The organism is Rahnella sp. PCH160, from assembly GCF_047784855.1.
Taxonomy (GTDB): Bacteria; Pseudomonadota; Gammaproteobacteria; order Enterobacterales; family Enterobacteriaceae; genus Rahnella.
On sequence record NZ_JBLOGT010000003.1, the window covers coordinates 1 to 18,605 of the forward strand.

Annotated in this window: 14 protein-coding genes and 7 pseudogenes; 11 read left to right on the forward strand and 10 right to left on the reverse strand. The window is 45.1% G+C overall.

Annotated features, from left to right (window positions below):
- Both ACM5QY_RS25475 and ACM5QY_RS25480 read left to right on the forward strand, forming a co-directional pair.
- On the forward strand, positions 1-183 hold a 183-nt coding region (locus tag ACM5QY_RS25475; protein WP_416123440.1), incomplete at its 5' end, for a hypothetical protein.
- Between the two features lie 67 nt (positions 184-250).
- Positions 251-802, forward strand: a complete 552-nt coding sequence (locus ACM5QY_RS25480) for a hypothetical protein (RefSeq protein ID WP_416123441.1) — start codon at positions 251-253, stop codon at positions 800-802.
- Positions 803-909: 107 nt separating this feature from the next.
- Here the strand turns inward: ACM5QY_RS25480 and ACM5QY_RS25485 are convergent.
- Both ACM5QY_RS25485 and ACM5QY_RS25490 read right to left on the reverse strand, forming a co-directional pair.
- Positions 910-1,873, reverse strand: a pseudogene (locus ACM5QY_RS25485) (ParB family protein).
- Positions 1,874-1,881: 8 nt separating this feature from the next.
- Positions 1,882-3,072 (reverse strand): annotated as a pseudogene (locus ACM5QY_RS25490) (AAA family ATPase).
- 280 nt (positions 3,073-3,352) lie between these two features.
- Here ACM5QY_RS25490 and ACM5QY_RS25495 point away from each other — a divergent pair.
- Positions 3,353-4,958, forward strand: a pseudogene (locus ACM5QY_RS25495) (ISL3 family transposase).
- A gap of 209 nt (positions 4,959-5,167) precedes the next feature.
- On the opposite strand, the gene ACM5QY_RS25500 reads toward ACM5QY_RS25495, so the two are convergent.
- From ACM5QY_RS25500 to ACM5QY_RS25515, 4 genes and pseudogenes are all read right to left on the reverse strand, one after another.
- Complete coding sequence (locus ACM5QY_RS25500; RefSeq protein ID WP_416123442.1) at positions 5,168-5,428, reverse strand: Txe/YoeB family addiction module toxin; 261 nt, start codon at positions 5,426-5,428, stop codon at positions 5,168-5,170.
- Positions 5,425-5,670: a type II toxin-antitoxin system Phd/YefM family antitoxin gene (locus ACM5QY_RS25505; protein WP_416123443.1), complete on the reverse strand. Its 246-nt coding sequence runs from the start codon at positions 5,668-5,670 to the stop codon at positions 5,425-5,427. The genes ACM5QY_RS25500 and ACM5QY_RS25505 overlap by 4 nt, the downstream gene beginning before the upstream one ends.
- A 257-nt stretch (positions 5,671-5,927) precedes the next feature.
- Entirely contained in the window at positions 5,928-6,398 is a 471-nt protein-coding gene (locus ACM5QY_RS25510) for a hypothetical protein (RefSeq protein WP_416123575.1), read from the reverse strand.
- 135 nt (positions 6,399-6,533) lie between these two features.
- A pseudogene (locus ACM5QY_RS25515) lies at positions 6,534-6,952 on the reverse strand (replication initiation protein); the annotation flags it as partial.
- 923 nt (positions 6,953-7,875) lie between these two features.
- Here ACM5QY_RS25515 and ACM5QY_RS25520 point away from each other — a divergent pair.
- Both ACM5QY_RS25520 and ACM5QY_RS25525 read left to right on the forward strand, forming a co-directional pair.
- Entirely contained in the window at positions 7,876-8,511 is a 636-nt protein-coding gene (locus tag ACM5QY_RS25520; RefSeq protein ID WP_416123444.1) for an AAA family ATPase, read from the forward strand.
- Positions 8,505-8,771, forward strand: coding sequence for a ribbon-helix-helix domain-containing protein (locus ACM5QY_RS25525; protein WP_416123445.1), 267 nt, complete (start codon positions 8,505-8,507; stop codon positions 8,769-8,771). Before ACM5QY_RS25520 ends, ACM5QY_RS25525 begins: the two co-directional genes overlap by 7 nt.
- A 238-nt stretch (positions 8,772-9,009) precedes the next feature.
- Here ACM5QY_RS25525 and ACM5QY_RS25530 read toward each other — a convergent pair whose 3' ends face one another.
- From ACM5QY_RS25530 to ACM5QY_RS25545, 4 genes are all read right to left on the reverse strand, one after another.
- Entirely contained in the window at positions 9,010-9,801 is a 792-nt protein-coding gene (locus ACM5QY_RS25530; RefSeq protein WP_416123446.1) for a tyrosine-type recombinase/integrase, read from the reverse strand.
- A 1,036-nt stretch (positions 9,802-10,837) separates the two neighbouring features.
- Positions 10,838-11,293 carry a hypothetical protein gene (locus tag ACM5QY_RS25535; RefSeq protein ID WP_416123447.1) on the reverse strand — a complete coding sequence of 152 codons (456 nt, stop codon included), beginning with the start codon at positions 11,291-11,293 and terminating at the stop codon, positions 10,838-10,840.
- A protein-coding gene (locus ACM5QY_RS25540) for an IS3 family transposase (RefSeq protein ID WP_416120170.1) occupies positions 11,280-12,391 on the reverse strand; the annotation gives its coding sequence in 2 pieces (ribosomal slippage) (positions 11,280-12,130 and positions 12,130-12,391; 1,113 coding nt in all). The genes ACM5QY_RS25535 and ACM5QY_RS25540 overlap by 14 nt, the downstream gene beginning before the upstream one ends.
- Entirely contained in the window at positions 12,318-15,401 is a 3,084-nt protein-coding gene (locus ACM5QY_RS25545; RefSeq protein ID WP_416123448.1) for a YobI family P-loop NTPase, read from the reverse strand. The genes ACM5QY_RS25540 and ACM5QY_RS25545 overlap by 74 nt, the downstream gene beginning before the upstream one ends.
- A gap of 149 nt (positions 15,402-15,550) precedes the next feature.
- Between ACM5QY_RS25545 and ACM5QY_RS25550 the strand changes: the two are divergent.
- The 6 genes and pseudogenes from ACM5QY_RS25550 to ACM5QY_RS25575 form a co-directional block, all read left to right on the forward strand.
- Positions 15,551-15,646 (forward strand): annotated as a pseudogene (locus ACM5QY_RS25550) (Rpn family recombination-promoting nuclease/putative transposase); the annotation flags it as partial.
- A 270-nt stretch (positions 15,647-15,916) separates the two neighbouring features.
- Positions 15,917-16,138: a hypothetical protein gene (locus tag ACM5QY_RS25555; protein ID WP_416123449.1), complete on the forward strand. Its 222-nt coding sequence runs from the start codon at positions 15,917-15,919 to the stop codon at positions 16,136-16,138.
- Between the two features lie 277 nt (positions 16,139-16,415).
- The gene (locus ACM5QY_RS25560; RefSeq protein WP_416123450.1) at positions 16,416-16,985 is read left to right on the forward strand and encodes a transposase; all 570 of its coding nucleotides are present in this window, start codon (positions 16,416-16,418) and stop codon (positions 16,983-16,985) included.
- 7 nt (positions 16,986-16,992) lie between these two features.
- Positions 16,993-17,178: pseudogene (locus tag ACM5QY_RS25565) on the forward strand (IS3 family transposase); the annotation flags it as partial.
- Between the two features lie 35 nt (positions 17,179-17,213).
- Positions 17,214-17,321 (forward strand): annotated as a pseudogene (locus ACM5QY_RS25570) (hypothetical protein); the annotation flags it as partial.
- A gap of 496 nt (positions 17,322-17,817) precedes the next feature.
- Entirely contained in the window at positions 17,818-18,546 is a 729-nt protein-coding gene (locus ACM5QY_RS25575; RefSeq protein ID WP_416123451.1) for an SDR family oxidoreductase, read from the forward strand.
- Positions 18,547-18,605 lie beyond the last annotated feature (59 nt).

The following is an 18,605-nucleotide window of genomic DNA, read 5'->3' on the forward strand; positions in this document are numbered from 1 at the left end:
CTCTCTGGGAAAACGGGAATTAATGACCATTTCATGTCTCCGGCGGAGTTAAACGCTCCCCTTATCATGCGTCCGGGTTCTGATGCCGTCCAGCACGACCGGGCAGTCGTCTTGAGAATGTCGAAAAAGGGTAAAAAAATCCATCCCGTAAAAACCCGCAACGCTCGCCGCAGACTCGGCTGAGGCGTACCGCAGCACCGCGAGGAACTAACAGCCGCGACGAGGAAGCGTCATATCGTCTGCAGCCGATGTGAAAACCGCACACTCCCGGCCTGATGTAGCCATAAAAAAACCGGCACGCAGGCCGGCGGAAAGCGATGATCGGTTTTACTTACGGTTTTTCTTCCAGGTTTCAGACGCCAGAAACGCCGAGCGTACTACCACGATCGCCCAGCACAACTGCAGGAGTATCTTCAGGGGCACACTAAATCCGTCAAATATCAGCAGCGGCACGATAAACAGGCAGCTGATGAGAAAACACCACTCCGCCGCGCTTTTGCGTGCCCTGCCCGTCAACGTCTCCAGTCCGATTATCCCTTTGCATAACAGCATAAATGATATGGTTCTCTCCACAAATCTTCCGGCACGCCGGAGGGCTTCAGTCTTTTTTCAGCATGCGTTTGAAGCATCGTACTTAACGATTTCCGCAACCGGTTCGGATAAATATTTTCATATTTATGGGAAATGGTCGCCAACGGCCTTATCGTCTATTCACTCCGCTAAAAGGCCTGAAACGCTTGGCGATTTCAGGGTGAAATTCAACAAAAAAAATAATAATTATTCTTTAAAATCAAATCATTAAACTTTAAATTGCTGTGGAGAAATATACTAAGTACCATGGCAACTATCTGTTGCTAATTGTCCTCTCCCTTGGGAAATTTCAGGATGAAATCGCCAAAGGGAGAACTTTTAGACTTTGAAGTGCTTTTCGATTGTGTTTTGGATAACCAAATCAAGTTCATCTTGCACCTCTTTAGGTAGCCGGTTGAACTCGTAGCTGAGTAGTCGCCCTTTTGTTTTTCTCCGGGCAAACTTATCCTTAACCCCAAAGTTCCAAAGGGATGTAGTGATGATTTTTTGTTTTTCTGGGTTCTCTAACATCATGGTTGTTACAGACTTGAAGAGCTGAATTATCGCAGACTTCACTTCATCGGTGGCTAAACTGTCAGACAAAGTGGCTTTTGATTCGTTAATTTTTTCAACCACATCATCCACACTAATTTGCTTCGTCATCAGTTGCTGATATATATCCAGCAACAGCTTAAAATCAGGATAGGCGAGTTCCGACTGAACGGGGAAGGGAGCTAACATTCTGGTGGAACGGAGGCCGCCTGTATTGCACGTGTGACTTTCGCCTCAGACAACATTTCCGATTGAGCAATTTCCTTTTGAGTCATACCATTTTCACGCAGGATTAGTAAGCGCAGGCCTATCTCTCGCAGGTTATGCTCTTTAGCTGTTTGTAAATCGGCAGCAAGTTGCCGGCATCGGATGCACTGATATCTGACTCAGTCACCAGAACATTAAAACCCACTTTCTCAATGATAGCTCCGGCACGGCGACGCGAGCCGTCGAGGATCTCAATCCCCTGAGGTAAGCGTCTGCCAATTGCAGGGAAAAACTGCTGCAACTTAAGAGTTCTGGTTATGTCTCTTAAAGATTCAGGAGTAAGCGCAGACTGATCGCGCCCGTTCGTTTCAAGCGTAACGAAAGTACCAGTTTCTACGTTATCAGCTTCAACTCTTAACAATTTAAAGGATGCCGTTTTTCCTGACGCCAGCGTAAAGCGCTGCGTATAGCCTTCAACCTCAGTGTTGTCTTTATGCAATGACTGAGTAAATGTTCTGCCGATGGTGGTTCTTTTGGAGCTCATGATTTTCCTCAGTTCATTCTGATAAATTCAATACGATCAAATACGGCTTTGGAAAAATCTTCTGCCGCTGTGCGCGCATTTTTCAATGCTTCGCTACTTCCAACATACGTGGGTTTGCCGAAATGACCGTGTCGAAGGACTCACCACAGCGCTCAAAACCATCCAGGCGAGGCAAAGCCACATCAAGCATGTCACCGCCGAAAATTTCTTTAGCCAGACTGTGACACAGCTTGTGGTCGGCTTTGTTAAGTAGCTTGGACATAAAACCAATATTGCCAAGCAGGCGTGTTTTCATCCCTGAGTCTTCAATCAGGCTGATAAGCTCGGGCAAGCGGGTGAGGTACTTCAATGTCGAATGGAAGTCGACCTGCGCGGCGGCACCGGAGTCATTAGTAAATCAGCAGCAGCAATGGCATTTGTTAAGAAAGAATCCAGGTGGGGTCCGCTATCAATGAAAATAAAATCGTAGTCCCCGGAAATTTTATCAATGACATTTTCTCTCAGGACAGCAAAAGGGTTTTGTCCTGGAAGATGTTCAGCGCAAAGACTCTCCCATTTCGAGGCAATGAAGGCATCTTCAATAGAAGCGGGTAAAACATCCACCAGGGACGATGGAAGAAACGATAAATTCTTCCAATAATTCTTCTCTGGTGACATTTTGCAACATGGCCTGCGCTGCTGTGGTATCCACGGATCCGACAGAGCGCGTGTGGTTAAGGAACATTGTCGCTGATGACTGAGGATCGAGATCAATGACTAACACACGCAAGTCTTCCAGTAACAGATGCGGGTGTGCCGCAGACCATGAGCCAGAGAGACTGAGCTGACCGTTTTGGAGACTCCACCTTTGAGGTTACCCAAAAAAACAGTAAAGGCTTTGTTATGACGATCTCGATACTTAGGTACGCCACGGTAGTGATAAATATCAATGATATTCTGAATGCTCATGGCATATTTGGTAGAAAGTGCCGGCGGGTTTCTTTTCGAAGTTATAACCGGACTGCTCCATTTCACTTACAGCATAATCAACGCTGGCTCTGGTTAGTTTAGGTAGTTTAGCCAGTGCGGCTTTTGCATAAACCTGATAAAAAGAGGTTTCTTCAAGCTCTTCCTTCTGTGCTTTTATCTGTTGAGTAAGAGACACGAGCATTCTTTCTGACGCTCAGCGATTTTATCACCTGCTTGATATCTCTGGACATATCCCACCATATGCTGCATTTAATTAAAAAAAGCAATAATGCAACACAAAAGCCCTAATGTAAACATATCCAGAACTTATGATGCAGATCGGCGGACATGCTAACTTTTTTCGATAAATACTGAGTAAGTATTGAAAAGAATGGTTACATAGAACGGGGGGGCATCTATTTATATGTCAATGCCGATTGAATTGTGGATCTTCCGCAACTTGGGTGGAAGAAAATAAATGAAACTTATTAGTTAACAAGGATCTAAGTTGTTTTAAGTTAGGGACAACAAATGACTTCACTTCAGTCTCTGTTACAGTTGCCGCGCGGATGGCAGGTCGTCAACAAATCACTAGCCCACTCGGGGTGAGTATCAATCTCCGGGCAACCCGGAAATCAGCCAATTGCCCTGAATGCCTGAAGCGCAGTAGTTCCGTACATAGTTGCCGACGGCGGCGTATACAGCATCTTCCGTGCTCAGGACAAACGCTTTATCTAACCTTTGCTGTCCGCCATTGGTACTTTGCCGTAACCCGGCGTGCCCGCGTAAAATCTTCACTGAATCTCTGGTCCCTTTCGCTGGTTCTAGGCAGCAATCCTCAGAGGCTCTGCAGAATTTACAGCATCAACTGGGGCTAATCGCCGGTGGCGAGGCCGGAAGCGGCCGCAACAGCCACCGGTATCCAAACCAGCGCTGATACTCTGTTGCGCAGAGTGGTTCAGGCGTCTGAACCCGTACAAACTGTAACCCCGCATGTAGGGATCGATGAGTGGGCATGGCATCGTGGTCATCGATATGGCACGTTGATCGTCAATCTTGATACTCATCGCCCTCTGGTACTTCTTCCAGGACGTGAACAACGTGCCTTGGCGGCCTGGTTCAGAAAATATCCGGAAATACAGGTTGTCTCACGCGATCGCGGTGGCATCTATGCGATGGCCGCACGTGATGGTGCTCCGCAGGCCAGGCAGGTCGCCGATCGTTGGCACCTCCTGAAGAATATTGGTGACGCATTGGAACGGATGATGTACCGGCATATGTCGCTGATACGGCTGGTTGCCACTAAACTGTCGCCCAAAAAGAATGATCCTGAAGTTCAATCAGCAACCTCACCAGTACTTTCCTTCCGGAACGGATCAAGCAGCAAAGACGTGAAAAGCGGCATGAACGTTGGGTGGAAGTGAACTCACTCCATACAAATGGGCGAGGGATCAGGGAAATATCTCGTATCACCGGGTTATCGCGGGTGACTGTTCGCCGATGGATACAGTCGGTTACGTTCCCTGAGATGTCAATCAGGCCACCGAAGGCCAGCCTTCTTGACTCATGGCGCGCCTGGTTGGAACAACAACGGGAAAATGGTAACCATAATGCCAGCCAGATATGGCGGGAAATGGTTACTATGGGCTTCACGGGCAGTGAAACAACGGTCAGAGATGCCATTACCAAATGGCGGAAGGGGGTGACAGACCCGAGCATTGCTTCAGTCCGTCTTCCCTCAGCCTCAAGGGTCAGCCGTTGGTTGATGCCCTGGAGAATAATCAGAGGGGAAGAAAGCTACGCATCACGGTTCATCGGGTTGATGTGCGAAAAAGAGCCTCAACTGAAAATGGCACGGCAGCTGGCACTCGACTTCTACGGAATGCTGAAAACGAGAAATAAAACACTGTTAAACCCGTGGTTCATCAAAGTAACCGAAAGCGGGCTTATTGATCTGCAACGGGTTGCTGCAGGAATGGAATCTGATGCAGCCGCAATAGTTGAAGCTATCTGTTCCAGGTGGAGTAACGGCGTTGTTGAGGGGCATGTAAACCGACTGAAGATGTTGAAACGCCAAATGTATGGTCGTGCCGGGTTCGAGTTGCTGAGACGGCGAGTAATGAGTCCTCTTGCATGATCAGAACCACCCAAGTTGCGGAAGACCCATTTTTACATCGGTACTAACATTTATAAGGCACGTAACCCATGGAAAATCATACCGGCATGGCAATACCAGAACGACTGCCCGAATACAGCCAATCTGACTGAACAGCGGATCAATTCCGCCCTCGTTATCCACATATTGCCCCCTTTCAGGCAAAAAAAAAACCGCTCAATGCGGGCTGATTAGATTCCGGTGTAGTGGAAACGGCATGCAATAATAATAACTTCCCCATCCTTTACGTAGTAGACAAGCCTATGTTCCCGATCGATACGCCGCGACCATAGTGGCCTTTTATGCTTCAATGGCTCGGGTTTGCCTATCCCAACAAACGCATCAGCATGCACAGCTTTAATCAACTGCCGAACGCGCTCAAACTTTTTTGGGTCATTTTCCTGCCAATATCGATAATCCTCAGCTGCGCGCTGCGTGAATACGGTTTTCATACATCAATTTCTACCGTATCTCCACTATCCAACTGGGTTAACGATGCCTCTATATGTGAAGCGTTCGCAGGATTACTGAAAAGATAAAGCGTCTCGACCATGCTGCTGTATTCATCTGCGTCGAGCATCACGACGTCACGACTACCGCGACGGGTAATGACTACTGTATCCGCGTCATCGCTGACCTGATTCAGTACATTTGCAAAATTGGTACGGGCTTCTGTAAAAGTGATATGTCGCATGGAATAACCTCCTTAAGACGATTGTCAGGCATAATAGCAATGTACTTATTTAAGTACAAGTATGCCGTGCATAGTTAATATTAGCGTCATGGTATTCAGAGGAGGACAAGAAGGGAGGCGTTAAGTACCGATCATATACAAGAAATAAAACTCTTTGTTTTATCACTTCTTTCTCGCGATCAAAGCTTCAACCTCTTCGCAATACAGAACCTTAAAGGAATTGAAAAACGGATCAGACAAAGGATCAGGGTCGACTCTTAAACCGTAGCGTTTACCTTTAGCCCACCATTATTTCTTTTTGACCTTCCCGAAATTTCGCTCCTCATGCGTTTGACTGACACTTCATCACCAATAATCTCATACCAATGCAGCCATCTTTTTAAGTCAGCCAAGGGTAATTTCTCTTTCGGATCATACTCTTCCAGCTTGGCTCTAAAATCTTGCATTACCCCTATACATTTTCTCGCCCAGGCGCCTTCCTTGTCAGACCCTGTAATAGCATGGGGTCTTCTCGGCAGACGTGGCCGTAAAGGTTTGGCAGAAGCGGTCCCTGTCTCAGTAATGTAAAAAAACTTTATCGCTTTAACGGATCTTCCCATTTTTACCGGTTCCCAGGTGACAGAAATATCCGTATTGGCGTTAATACGTTCCACAGCAGGAACCAGCACATCACGTTTGAAAAATCGGTATTCTTCGTATTTCCCCACCAGACCCGTTCGCTCTTTCATCCAGTCAATTTCTAAGGCATCGGTCTCGATAATGCCGTTATTGCGGGCATTTTTTGTGAGTTTCCGAAACTTTACCAGCCAACTGTAAAGGCGGAATGCAAAGGGAGTATCCAGTTTTGACACATGCTGAAAATCGACCTGTGTAAACTCGCGCTTCAGGTCATAAAGATAGGGCACCACGTCAGGAGAAAAACGGATCGTCACATCGGCGCTGTTGTCGGATGCGTCATAGCGGATAGAAGAAAACCAGAACCGTTTGACTTTATCAAGGCGCTGCTTTTTTTCGTTCCATTCAAACGTGACAATCGGCTTGCTACCCAGTGAATCCGCGGCCTTTTTAAGCTGTTGATGAGTATGGGATGGATTGACCCGAACATTTTTTCAAAGTCAGCAGGAAACAAAGTATAAATACCATCGGGCTGAGGCTTTTTGCTGTCAATTTGTACCAATGCAAGATAAAGCAGGCGCATTTCATCAAGGGTCGCGCTGTAAGCACCTTCCAGAAGTTTATTGTCCTGAGTGACATACAGTTTTTTGACGCTTTGCTTGTCCATGTCTCAACCCAAAGGTGATATTTTTTCTGAATATATCACGTTAAAAATGGATTTATCAACAGATGATCGGATCACGTCTTGCCGCAGATCCGATCACGTGGCACCGCTAAAATTATCACCTTTCACCACAAATGTTATCACCTTTTACCGCAAATGATATCACGCAGTGGTTTTTAACTTACTGTTAGTAAACATTAATATCCTTCCTAGAAACAAGAAAAGAGAAATAAGAAACAAGAAATAAAACGAGCTAACGCAGCTTCGATTTGTTTTTTTATTTTGATCTCCACAGGAAGAATGATCGTCATACAATATTTACTATTTCGCTAAGATTAACCCCACACTTATACCCATAAAAATGGTATCACGATGATTTAAATGGATAAAAGCCAATAATTAACCGCAAAACTTATCACCTAAAAAATCTAAAGCACTCAGATCCTGACATCTAGATCTGTCTGAAAGGATCCGCACCCGTGTATTTACCATAACGAAACACATATCTTATGAAAAATTGGTGCGACGTTACCGCAAAAATTATCACGTATAGCGGCTATCCGTTCTAGATACCAGAACCTGGCAGAAATACACCGCAAATCGTATCACGTCCGGTTGATCATTTAAGCTGGGAAGAAAAACCATGGACGTACCGCAAAACTTATCACGTTTGGCAAAAAAGTAATTTTTTAACTATATGAATTACATATATTAATTTAATGATTTTCTATTACCGCAATTTATATCACGTTAGACTCAGACTTTTTTTCTTCTTCGTGGTCGGAAATCTATCCCCCCTGAAATGTGTTCCTTTCTTCAAAGCATCCATGAAAGCAATGGATAACAATGTGTAGTCAGTTGTACATTATGAAAGTAAGGACTAAAGTAGTACCACTTTGATATCAATATAACACTGGAAAGGTGCCATGATTATACTTATAGGGAGTCAAAAAGGGGGGTGTGGAAAGTCCACAACTGCTGCGAATATCAGCGCTGAACTTGCCAGACAGGGAAAAGACGTGATGTTGGTTGACGCAGATAGACAGGGAACAGCGTCGAACTGGATCAGCGATCGTAATCAAAATACGGATCTTCCAAAAATCCACAGTATCCAGAAATTCGACAATATCCATGAAACGCTTTCCGACCTGGCTAAACGTTATGAATATGTGGTTGTCGATTCTGCAGGACGTGACAGCCGCGAACTTCGCACTGGCATGAGTGCCGCTGATGTGCTGATCGTACCGTTTCGTCCATCACAACCCGATTTGGATACGTTACCTGCATTGCACGACATCATCACGATGGCGCTCGATTTGAATCCCAAGCTTCAGGTCAAAGCGCTGCTGACCATGGCACCTACCAACCCTGTGGTCAACGAAACGCAGGACGCGAAAATTTACCTGGCAGATTATCCGGTGCTGAGTCTGATGCAGACAATCATTCGTGACAGAAAGATTTACCGCGACTGTATGTCAGAAGGGAAAGGTGTAGTGGAGATGGATAACGGCAAAGCCCGCGGTGAAATACAGTGTCTGGTACAGGAGATCGTGAAATGGTAAAGCGCAGAGAGAGAGCTGTTCAGATAGCTGACGCCGAAAAAATTGAAGCTTTCGCGGCCCAGGCTGAAAGCAAGCCAACACAGAGACAGGAGCCTGTCCTTTCAAAGGATGCAAAACGCGACTTTAAGGCAATCAGGGTTCCCTTTAATGAATATGAGTTTACCCAGCTGGAGGGGCTGTGTGAGAAGACCCAGCGATCAAAGCTGAATATGATCCGTCATGCATTGTCCTTCTATGCTGAAAACGGGTTTGGTGAGTAAGAAATTAGACACTATTTTGGTACCAATAAGGAGCTTTTTAGGTATAAAAATAGCTCCTTAATTACACTGAATTAACGTTATAAAATGTCGGCATGCGGAACAGCCCAATCACCCATACATCCTGCCTGTAAGCCTGGCTGATACTGTACAAGCAATCGTTATCTGTGATGCACATATTACATACTAAAATGATGCCAATTTAGTGCTATTTTGATGCTGTAATGATGTTTAAATGGCATCATTTATGTATCAGTAATGCACTATTTCGATGTGTTTCTTTCAGTAATGTAACGGCCTGGGATTCGGGCATGCTGAAGGTGATCTGCTGACTGGCCGCAATATCTAAAGCAAAAACGCGCGTATACACTTCCGTACTTTCCGCTTTCTCATGGCCGAGCAGTGCCTGGAGCACCTTCAGTGGCGTATGCTGATAGCAGTGGTGCATGGCATAGCTGTGCCGAAAAACGTGCGGCGTCACCGGTACCGAAAACGTCACGCCGTCACGTCTTGCATCATCGACCGCCCGGGTTAACCAGTTTCGCACGGTCCTGTCGGTCGCTGTCCAGATGGGAAGCGGACGACGCTCACCGGTCTGCGCATCGGTCTCAATCCTCTCACGCGTACTGGCGAACAGCCGGCGCAGTTCGTCGACAAACCCCGGATCCGACAAAGGCACCACGCGGTTTGCCGATTTACCCTTGGCGGGACGGCCGGTACCGGCGCGGCGCTGCTTGGCGGTTCGGATCACCACGTGCGGGTAATCGCCGTTAAGCCTGAAGTCGCGCCTTTTCAACGCCAGCACTTCATTGATCCGCCCGCCGGTATTCCACAGCGTGGAGACCAGGGCGTGCTGTGACCAGTCAGGTAAGTAGTGCAGCAGGGCGCTGACCTCCGGCAATAAAAGGTATCTTGGCAAGTCGGCATAGGCTATCGCCATCTGGCGGAGGGCGAGCGCGCGCCGGTGATCTTCCGGACGCACCATTAACATGGGGCGACGCTCCGGTCCCGGCAGCGTAGTCATATCAGTCATAGGTCATCCTCCCGTTAAAACATAACCGCAAATTTCATCACGTTTGGTAAAAAAAGACGCAGATCGCGCTACGTAAAAAATAGCGCCCACAACCCTTGCCCGTTTCCCAGAATTCACACAGCGCGATCTGCACAAAATCATCCGCCAGCGGCGGCTAAGGTGACCATTTTCGCCCAGCGGGGGGGCGGATACCACGGCAAAAACTCGTGGGCGTGATCGGTCATCCTTTCCGACTTATGGAATTATGCCATAAAACGGAATCAAATAATTTAGCCCGTTGTACAGGGTGGATCCGAAAAGGATCCTTTCGGCGCTGTATTTAGTGGCTAGATATAGGTGTAAGCACAAGATTGTGGGGTTTAGGCCAAAATCCCGCCTGGCGGTCGCGGTTGCCGGTAATAGCAGAAAATGGAATGTGATCGTCTGGAGTAACAAAGTAGCAAGCGGCTAGATTTTACAGAAGAGGGGGCTATTTGGGCCAGCGGGAATTTGCTCATAATTATTCAGGCAGAATTGAGGTAGGTGAATTCTGAAAACTTTCGTGGGGTATAAGGCTCAATTTTTTAATCTCCGCAATCTGTGTCGCAGAGCCGGCTACCGGCGGCGATTATCCTGTGATTAAACACAGTGTGCCGAAAATCCGCGTCGCAATCGAGCGGAATAAATACCAAAATGGTGATCGGTCTTTTTGGGGAGTTATCCGGTATACCGGAAAAAGCCCAACGTGCGGAGGGGGATAGGGCGGTCAGCAACGCCCCCGTCGCTGCCGCCCGACCGGACCAGACGGTATGCAAGCCCATGAATCCTCAGCAATTATAACCTATACGTCGGAAAAGGTAACCCGCAGGCGGCAGGATGAAAAAAAACAAAAAAAAACGCCATAAACCCAAGATATGGTGTTCATGACGTTAAAATAGATACAGATGATGTGGTTAGGACCGTTTTCCCCGAGGGTGGCCTGAGAACGTTGGGCAGTCTGGCGGAAAACCGCAATCTGACGAAAATGGTAAAAGAGAAGTCCGCTCCTTACCTGAACTCAGTCTAAGTAGTCCTCCTGGCCGAAACCCGATAGACATACAATCTGATATTTTCCATCATCACGTACTGACCATTTTCTGATAATTCCGGCTCTCTGCAAAGCGGGAAGTAATAAATCTGCGCCTTCATCATCACTGAAGGTCAAAAGGGCAGTTTTCTGCCTGAACAGTTTGATAAATTCTTTCTCTTGTAACTTATTTACCAGATTAGAAATAGCCATTTTTTCATTATAACCTCCATCTATAAGTCTGATGATTAAGTTAATTTTGAAACTATCTTCATCGGATAATTCAATCAAAGAAATCATGACTTCGTTGGATAAGTTTAGGCTCACAAAGAATGCTTCATTATAGTTCCCATAATAGTTAAGCAGCAGCGTGGACTTCTCATTAACAGTAAAGTCAGGTGAACTATTTATTGCAACTGTAAGTAACCCAGCTTTAGTTCCACACACTTTTTGAGATTTCCGGTTTCTCAGCCATCAGCCGGTATTCTTCCGGTGTCAGGTTATTCAGGGATTCATGGGGCCGCTCACTGTTATATTCATTCAGCCAGCGCTCCGTTATTTCCCGTGCTTCATTCAGTGTTCTGAACAGATAAAAATCCAGTATTTCGGTCCGGTATGTTCGGTTAAACCGTTCTATAAACGCATTCTGTGTTGGCTTACCCGGCTTGATAAATTCCAGCATCACGCCATGCTCTTCGGCCCATTGCGCCAGAGCCAGTGATATCAGTTCCGGTCCGTTATCCATCCGCATCTTCAGCGGATATCCACGGTTTGCCACGACCCTGTCCAGCACTCTCACGACCCTCTGCGCCGGGATATTCAGGTCAATTTCGATCGCCAGTGCTTCGCGGTTAAAATCATCCACCACGTTGAAGGTCCGGAAGCGCCTGCCGCACACCAGAGCATCGTGCATAAAATCGATGGACCAGCTCTGGTTCATCGCCTCTGGCGTCGCCAGCGGAGCCGGATTACGCAGCGGCAGGCGCTTTTTTCCCTTACGGCGAAAATTCAGTTTCAGCAGGCAGTAAATACGGTGAACCCTTTTATGGTTCCATGTATTGCCCTGCCTGCGCAGCACCTGAAAAAGCTTTTTAAATCCGTATCGCGGATAGCGTTCAGCCGCCACGGTCAGCGCCATAATCACCGGCTCATCACGTCGCGTATCCGGCTGATAACGAAATACCGTCCTGCTCAGCGACAATGTCCTGCATGCCTGGCGTAAGCTCATGGCAAACTGCGCGGTCAGATAGCTGACCAGCTCACGCTTTATCGCTGGTTTTAAAGCTTTTTTTCAATAACGTCTTTCAGGGCGCGGCACTCGAGACTCAGGTCCGCAAACATCTGTTTCAGCCGGCGGTTTTCATCCTCAAGATCCTTCATCTTTTTGATATCAGAGGCTTCCATGCCGCCGAACTTCGCTTTCCAGTTGTAGTACGAGGCCTCAGAGATCCCGGCCTCGCGGCAGACATCCTTAACGGTGCGTCCGGCTTCGACGGACTTCAGAACGGCGATGATCTGGTGTTCGGTGAATCGTGCTTTGCGCATGGCGATCTCCTCCGGGGACATAATCAGTATGCCGGAAGATCTCTAAAAGTGAATGGTCCGGTTTACCGGGATACTTACAGCGGTATGAGTAATCAGCTTCATCAACTTCTACATCATCTGTAAATGATTGGAGATTATCAACGGTAAACTGCATTTTTTTGAGGATTTCAATTCTGAGTTCATGACTAAGAACTGAGTATTTTAGAAGGCTGACGATAGTAGTACTGTCTTCTTTTGAATCAATGAATACGTCACGAACAAAGATATCAATATGGCTGTCAATATAGGATTTAATTTTTGTTAGGTTATATTCATTAATCAAGGACAATGGAGTTTCGTCTACCAACTCACAGGTAATATTGTCATCCTGCAATACACCTGCAACAACTACACGATAATTTTCACGTGTGAAATCATACAAGTTATTATCTGTGACAATAATCAACGCTTTTGTTTCAATATCGGTAACAGGAAAAGTGATAGTGCTGTATATCACATCCAGCTTGATAATATTGTTCATAAAAGGCGTTAGCGTTTCCTCATCAAGATGAGAAACAAGCTTATAATCCCGCCCCTGAATAAATTCTCTATAACTGTCAATATCTTTCGAAACATCAGGGTTAACGTAAGCGATCATATTTATCGATAGCTTAATTAAATTTTCGACATATTCACTTTCACTAAGGGCTGAAAGGGCTGACACCATCCGGTCAAGAAAGCTATTATTCTCTAAAGAATACACAACAAATTTAGAATATGACCGGGGGTTGATAAATTTATTATCCAATACGTCATATACACTTAAAATTGAATAAAAGTTATTTTCGAAAATTTTGTATACCATACCAGACAAATAACTATTATTGGCGGTATTTTGGTTATCCATAAAAAATTCAATTAATTGATAGTGAAGGGCGCCTTCTCGATAGATGTAGTTTTGCGCCACAAGTTCCCCCAACACATCCTTCTCATTATCCAGTGAGAAGTTTTCATTGGTATCTTTACAGCTTACATGACGTCCCACAGCTTTAATGTAATCATTATCATTTCCGGAAATGGTGCCTTCATGAAAAATTGATCGAAACATCATGAAGTCTTGCATGATGTAGCCATTTGCCATGAGAAAATAAAGGACCTCATAGCCACCGAGGCGTAGTCCAGAGCGAAGTGCTTCGAATTGTTTTTTATCAATAATATCGCGATCATCGATTTTCTCTAGATACCGGTCAGTAATTTCCCTAAACTTTATCTCGCCAATATTAATTATCAAATCAGCCAGCGTAATAGAATTTCTTATTCTGATTTCATCTTTGATAACATTTAACTCATCATGCGCCAATTTAAGTGCTCTTGCTCTATCAGTTGAGACAAGTTGGCTACGTTGTTCATATTCTTCAATAATAGATGAGGCGTCTATTTTGATATAGTTAACATTGCTTGAATTTACTTGACCAATCCCATAACCTATATAAAGCGGTACCGACTGATTAAAGAAAAGATTAAATTCACCTTCATATTCGTGTAACTGCTGCGGTTCAATTTGAGTATAATAATATGGGTAGTTAGTCTCTCTAGTAGCAAACTTCATAATACCCCATGATTGAAACGAGATGAATTTGCAAATTAATTCCTTCCTTACATCTTCCTTTGAATTTGCGGACTCAGAATTTAACCTAGTTATTTTCTCAGATAACAATTTTGATTGTTCTTCTAAGGATTCAAAGTATTCCTTATGTAATTTCCTGAGCCGATACTCATTTATAAATGAGTACAGAACACCAGATTTTTTGTCAGCTAGGTTATAATCCTGAGCGTAATTATTTTTATAAAACATCAGTGCATAAATTTTGGCTACATCCTTCCCCCCATCAACTAACTGTTTAAATATGTTAAATTCATTAGTTATATTTTGAAGTGAACGCATATCACTGATATAAAGGGAAGTTTGCTTGAGCAGTGTAGTATGATTTTCTGGGAAGCCTATTAATTTATTTTTTAAATGCGTATAGGCATTCCTGGAGTCCATGACAGGGATAATAGGCAATATAAAGTCGAAGAATTTAGTTCGGATATCAGCGCCAAGGAAGATGTCATCTCTACAGGCATAGACAAACCTGACTGGTTCACCCTGCACATTATTGTTTACGATTTGATTAATTTCACGTAATTTAATAAAAACCTCTGTATTACCCAATCTATCCAGATCTTCAAAAACCACGATTTTGTAATTTGATCTTGAGAAGAAATAGACTATCTCATCAAGGCAATTATTCAGCAATGAGGCGCCTTCCTGGGAAGCCATTTCTGCACTACCTTCAAGAAATGCTAGCTTACTAAGCTTAATTTTCTTATCAAAGAGGCCTGCTTTAGATGCAACCCTAACAATGAAAAAGAGTGTTGTAAGTGCGAAGACACCACTTAATGCTAAGCGTAAATAGAATTCATCATTAAATGATGAAATATTTTCTTTGCTAGCACCGAATGCAGAAATAATTTTATTTGGGAATGTTGAGGTTAATAATAGCACACCAGGTACTATTATACTTAAACAAGACCAGAAAAGTGCGATTATATGCTTTTTATTCCTATTTTGGATCCTGTCAATGCGTGAATCTGGCAAGTTGTCTTTATTTTCTTTATATAGAATTTGTTGAAGAATACTCAGTTCAATCTCTGCGTTGCTCGGTGGGTTAATGTCATGCCTACCGGACATTGAAAAATCAGCCAGAGAAACGTTGATATACCCCTTTTTAAGTTGAGTTTCTAGATATGAAAGAATAACAGTGCTCTTACCAGCACCATATGGACCCGTAACAGCAATATTTTTGACATCTTTTTTTGAGAATGCAAAGTTGAGGGCTTTGAAATACTCCCTGACGCTATCATTAGATATAACTTTAGGTGTTAGCGTATCATAACCGCCTTCATCATGACTTTCTGTCGGCTCCTGGTCTTGGGAGTCAGTACCCGAATTCATGAAGTATTTTTTTATTTTTTCCAGAATTGCCATTCTTATTCCTTAAATTTGACAGATATCCCGCGCAGTTCAACATGTTATTTTTCGACTCACTGATACTCATATTCGAGGCTATAGCTAATATATACCAGCAACTGGCTGTAATAATATAGATCCATGCAATATACTTAAGCGGTCGGCTAATGAAAAAATCCAACAGTACCCCCCATGATGCCACATTTCGCCAGTTTTTAACGCAACCGGACATTGCCCGCGATTTCATGGACATCCATCTTCCGTATGTGGAGTGCCCCCGAGCTCGTAGACAAATCTGGCCTATATTTTGAGCATAGGAGGAGTCACTCAGTCTACTATATACCTGAATACCGGATCGGACTGACCCGTGCTGGGATTGGCTGAACTGCCTTTGTGTTGACCTGTCGTCCGGTTCAGGTATTTCCCGTGCATAGCCGGGCCCAGAGTTTGTGACCTGATAGGAGCCTTGTGCTGCAACTTGAGTGTCCTGTCCTGCAATGGGGATGGCTATTCCATGCTGACAGGGGGAAACCATGAAAAATCATCATTCATTCAATGACTCTGTAATTTTAGGTGTCGATACGCATCTGGATATTCACGTTGGTGCGGTTCTCAGCTACGAGGGAAAGTTGCTCGGAACGAAAGTCATACAGACTAACCAGGTAGGATATGAAGAAGTGTTCGACTGGGTACTCACTTTTGGCTCGGTGGAACGTGCAGGGATAGAAGGAACCGGAAGTACGGCGCAGGACTGACGCGATTTCTCATTAAAAAAGGGCTCGATGTTCTTGAAATCAATCGTCCTGATCGTTCTAAACGTCGCCTTGAAGGAAAATCTGATCCACTTGATGGGAGAATGCCGCCAGAACGGTTCTTTCCGGGAGTGCCAAAGCCGTTCCCAAATTGCAATCCGGTGCCTGCGAGGCATTGCGGATCATCAGCGTTGCCCGCCGGAGTGCCGTAAAGGCGAAAACTCAGGAAATCAATCAGCTCCGTGCGCTATCAGTCAGCGCCCTCCAGGATATCCGCGACATGCTGTGGAAATCAAAACCGCACGGATGCGTTACTGCGTGTATGCGTTTTGAATGTGCTGAGAAATCACCATTACTCCTGGAACTTTGTTGCACACTTCGAAGCCTGGCTAAACGGTGGCAGGCGCTCGCGGAAGAACTCACGCGACTGGATGAGCTACTGGATAATTTAACCCAAGAATATGCCGGAAGCTTACGGAGACAGTTTGGTGTAGGTCCTCAAACTGCAGCCATCTTGCTGGCAGTTGCTGGTGATAATCCTGAACGATTAAAAAATGAAGCTGCACTTGCGTCACTTTGTGGTGTAAATCCGTTGCCGGCATCCTCAGGTAAAACCATCAGGCATCGCCTGAATCGCGGTGGTTCACGTGAGGCGAATAATGCGCTATGGACAATCGCCCTGGTACGCATGCGCAGCGATCCGCGAACAAAAGTCTATGTGCAACGTCGAACAGGAGAAGAACTGTCGACAAAAGAAATTTTACGTTGCCTTAAACGCTACATCGTACGAGAGCTTTATCCGCATATTCTAACTGATTTGGGGCGAGCCCAACTGCGGCCGTTGACATAGGAGTGTCAATGCTGTGGCAGAATCGTTCTTCAGTTCGCTAAAAAAAGAGCGTGTCAGAAAGCGAATATATAAAACCCGGGACATGGACCGGGCGGATATCTTCGATTACATTGAAGTGTTCTACAACCGAACCCGACGCCACAGTCATCTTGGTGGTGTCAGCCCTGAGGCCTTCGAAAAGGCCTCACCGTGAGGACAGGAACTGTCTACGGAATCGAGGGCACTCCAGAAGACAAGGACCAGGTCGCAGAGCAATTAAACAACAGGCCGAGGAAAACATTGAAATTTAGGACGCCAAAACAGGTTTTTGAAAAGCGTGTTGCGTTGACAAGTTGAATCTACAACCATCAATTTTAAAATTTTCCAATCTTGCACCACACGCATTTATATAATGCATTTTTATGGGGTTACTTACTGCTCTGCAAACATTATTATCTTTAACAGCGGTACTGTACTGAAGGCTAGCAAGTGGCTGGGTTAAAAAATATCAATCGGTTGTAATCGCACTATCTCCATTCATTTGGGTGAGTTAGCTCAGGTATGGCTGCATTGTCAAGTATAACCATAGCCTAGAAGAGCCGAAGTTCAGCGCTATGATTAACAGCTTAAAAGTGCTTACTGCTCAAAGCGGATTTACTCAATTTTAGCCACAGATATATGGATGTGTTCAGGTACCAGAAATAATCTTGGCAAGTGAGTTAAGACTATTTCTATGCAATTTCTAATTATGCGCCTGGACATACCAAGCTCATGTGCTCGTCATTGCATTACGGGCATGACATTAGATAGGTCGAATTGTTTGGCTATGATGACTATTTAGGGGTTGATTAAGATGATAACCGAAAAAAATGCGCTTATTACAGGTGGTAATAAGGGGATAGGATTTGAGGTCGCACGTAGACTATGTGAACTTGGATTTAGCGTATGGCTAGGGTGCCGCAATGCGGAGCGAGGCGAAGAAGCGGCCGCTAACCTACGAGCTATGGGCTATATTGCTCACGCCTTACTGCTAGACGTAGCAGATCCAGCATCTGTAACCACCGCAGTTGGAGTTTTCCACGAGCAGGCGGGTAGACTTGACGTACTGGTAAATAATGCTGGCATTATTCTCGATCACGAAAAAAAACCAAGTGAAGAAAGCATCGATAATATCAAGGCGGTATTTGAAACAAATGTTTTTGGCCCAATTCGGGTAACACAAGCATTCATGCCTCTGTTACTTGAGGCACCAGCAGCTCGGATCGTGATGACGAGCAGTAGCGTCGGCTCACTGTCTATAATGTCTGATCGGAATCATCCATTCTATTCAATAAAAGAAATTGGCTACTGCTCTTCAAAATCAGCACTGAATGCCGCAGTAATTGCTTTTGCTAAAGAGTTAGAGGGGACAAATATGAAGATAAACGCCGGTGATCCTGGTCACACCTCTACTGATTTTAACAATCATGCAGGTCCTCGTAGTGTCGAACAAGCGGCGACGGTGCTTGTCCAGTTGGCAACACTTGATGCCAATGGGCCGAATGGTGGTTTCTTTAGCGAAGATGAAGCCCGCCCATGGTAGGCAGCGGTACTGAGTGTGCAGATAGCTAGTGACCTGCTCCCCGTTGATTAGTACACCCC

Excerpts from the sequence above, each read along its gene's own strand:
- ACM5QY_RS25500 (WP_416123442.1), bottom strand. The coding sequence starts at position 5,428 with ATGAAAACCGTATTCACGCAGCGCGCAGCTGAGGATTATCGATATTGG.
- ACM5QY_RS25505 (WP_416123443.1), bottom strand. The coding sequence starts at position 5,670 with ATGCGACATATCACTTTTACAGAAGCCCGTACCAATTTTGCAAATGTA.
- ACM5QY_RS25510 (WP_416123575.1), bottom strand. The coding sequence starts at position 6,398 with ATGAAAGAGCGAACGGGTCTGGTGGGGAAATACGAAGAATACCGATTT.
- ACM5QY_RS25520 (WP_416123444.1), top strand. The coding sequence starts at position 7,876 with ATGATTATACTTATAGGGAGTCAAAAAGGGGGGTGTGGAAAGTCCACA.
- ACM5QY_RS25525 (WP_416123445.1), top strand. The coding sequence starts at position 8,505 with ATGGTAAAGCGCAGAGAGAGAGCTGTTCAGATAGCTGACGCCGAAAAA.
- ACM5QY_RS25530 (WP_416123446.1), bottom strand. The coding sequence starts at position 9,801 with ATGACTGATATGACTACGCTGCCGGGACCGGAGCGTCGCCCCATGTTA.
- ACM5QY_RS25545 (WP_416123448.1), bottom strand. The coding sequence starts at position 15,401 with ATGGCAATTCTGGAAAAAATAAAAAAATACTTCATGAATTCGGGTACT.
- ACM5QY_RS25555 (WP_416123449.1), top strand. The coding sequence starts at position 15,917 with ATGAAAAATCATCATTCATTCAATGACTCTGTAATTTTAGGTGTCGAT.
- ACM5QY_RS25560 (WP_416123450.1), top strand. The coding sequence starts at position 16,416 with ATGCTGTGGAAATCAAAACCGCACGGATGCGTTACTGCGTGTATGCGT.
- ACM5QY_RS25575 (WP_416123451.1), top strand. The coding sequence starts at position 17,818 with ATGATAACCGAAAAAAATGCGCTTATTACAGGTGGTAATAAGGGGATA.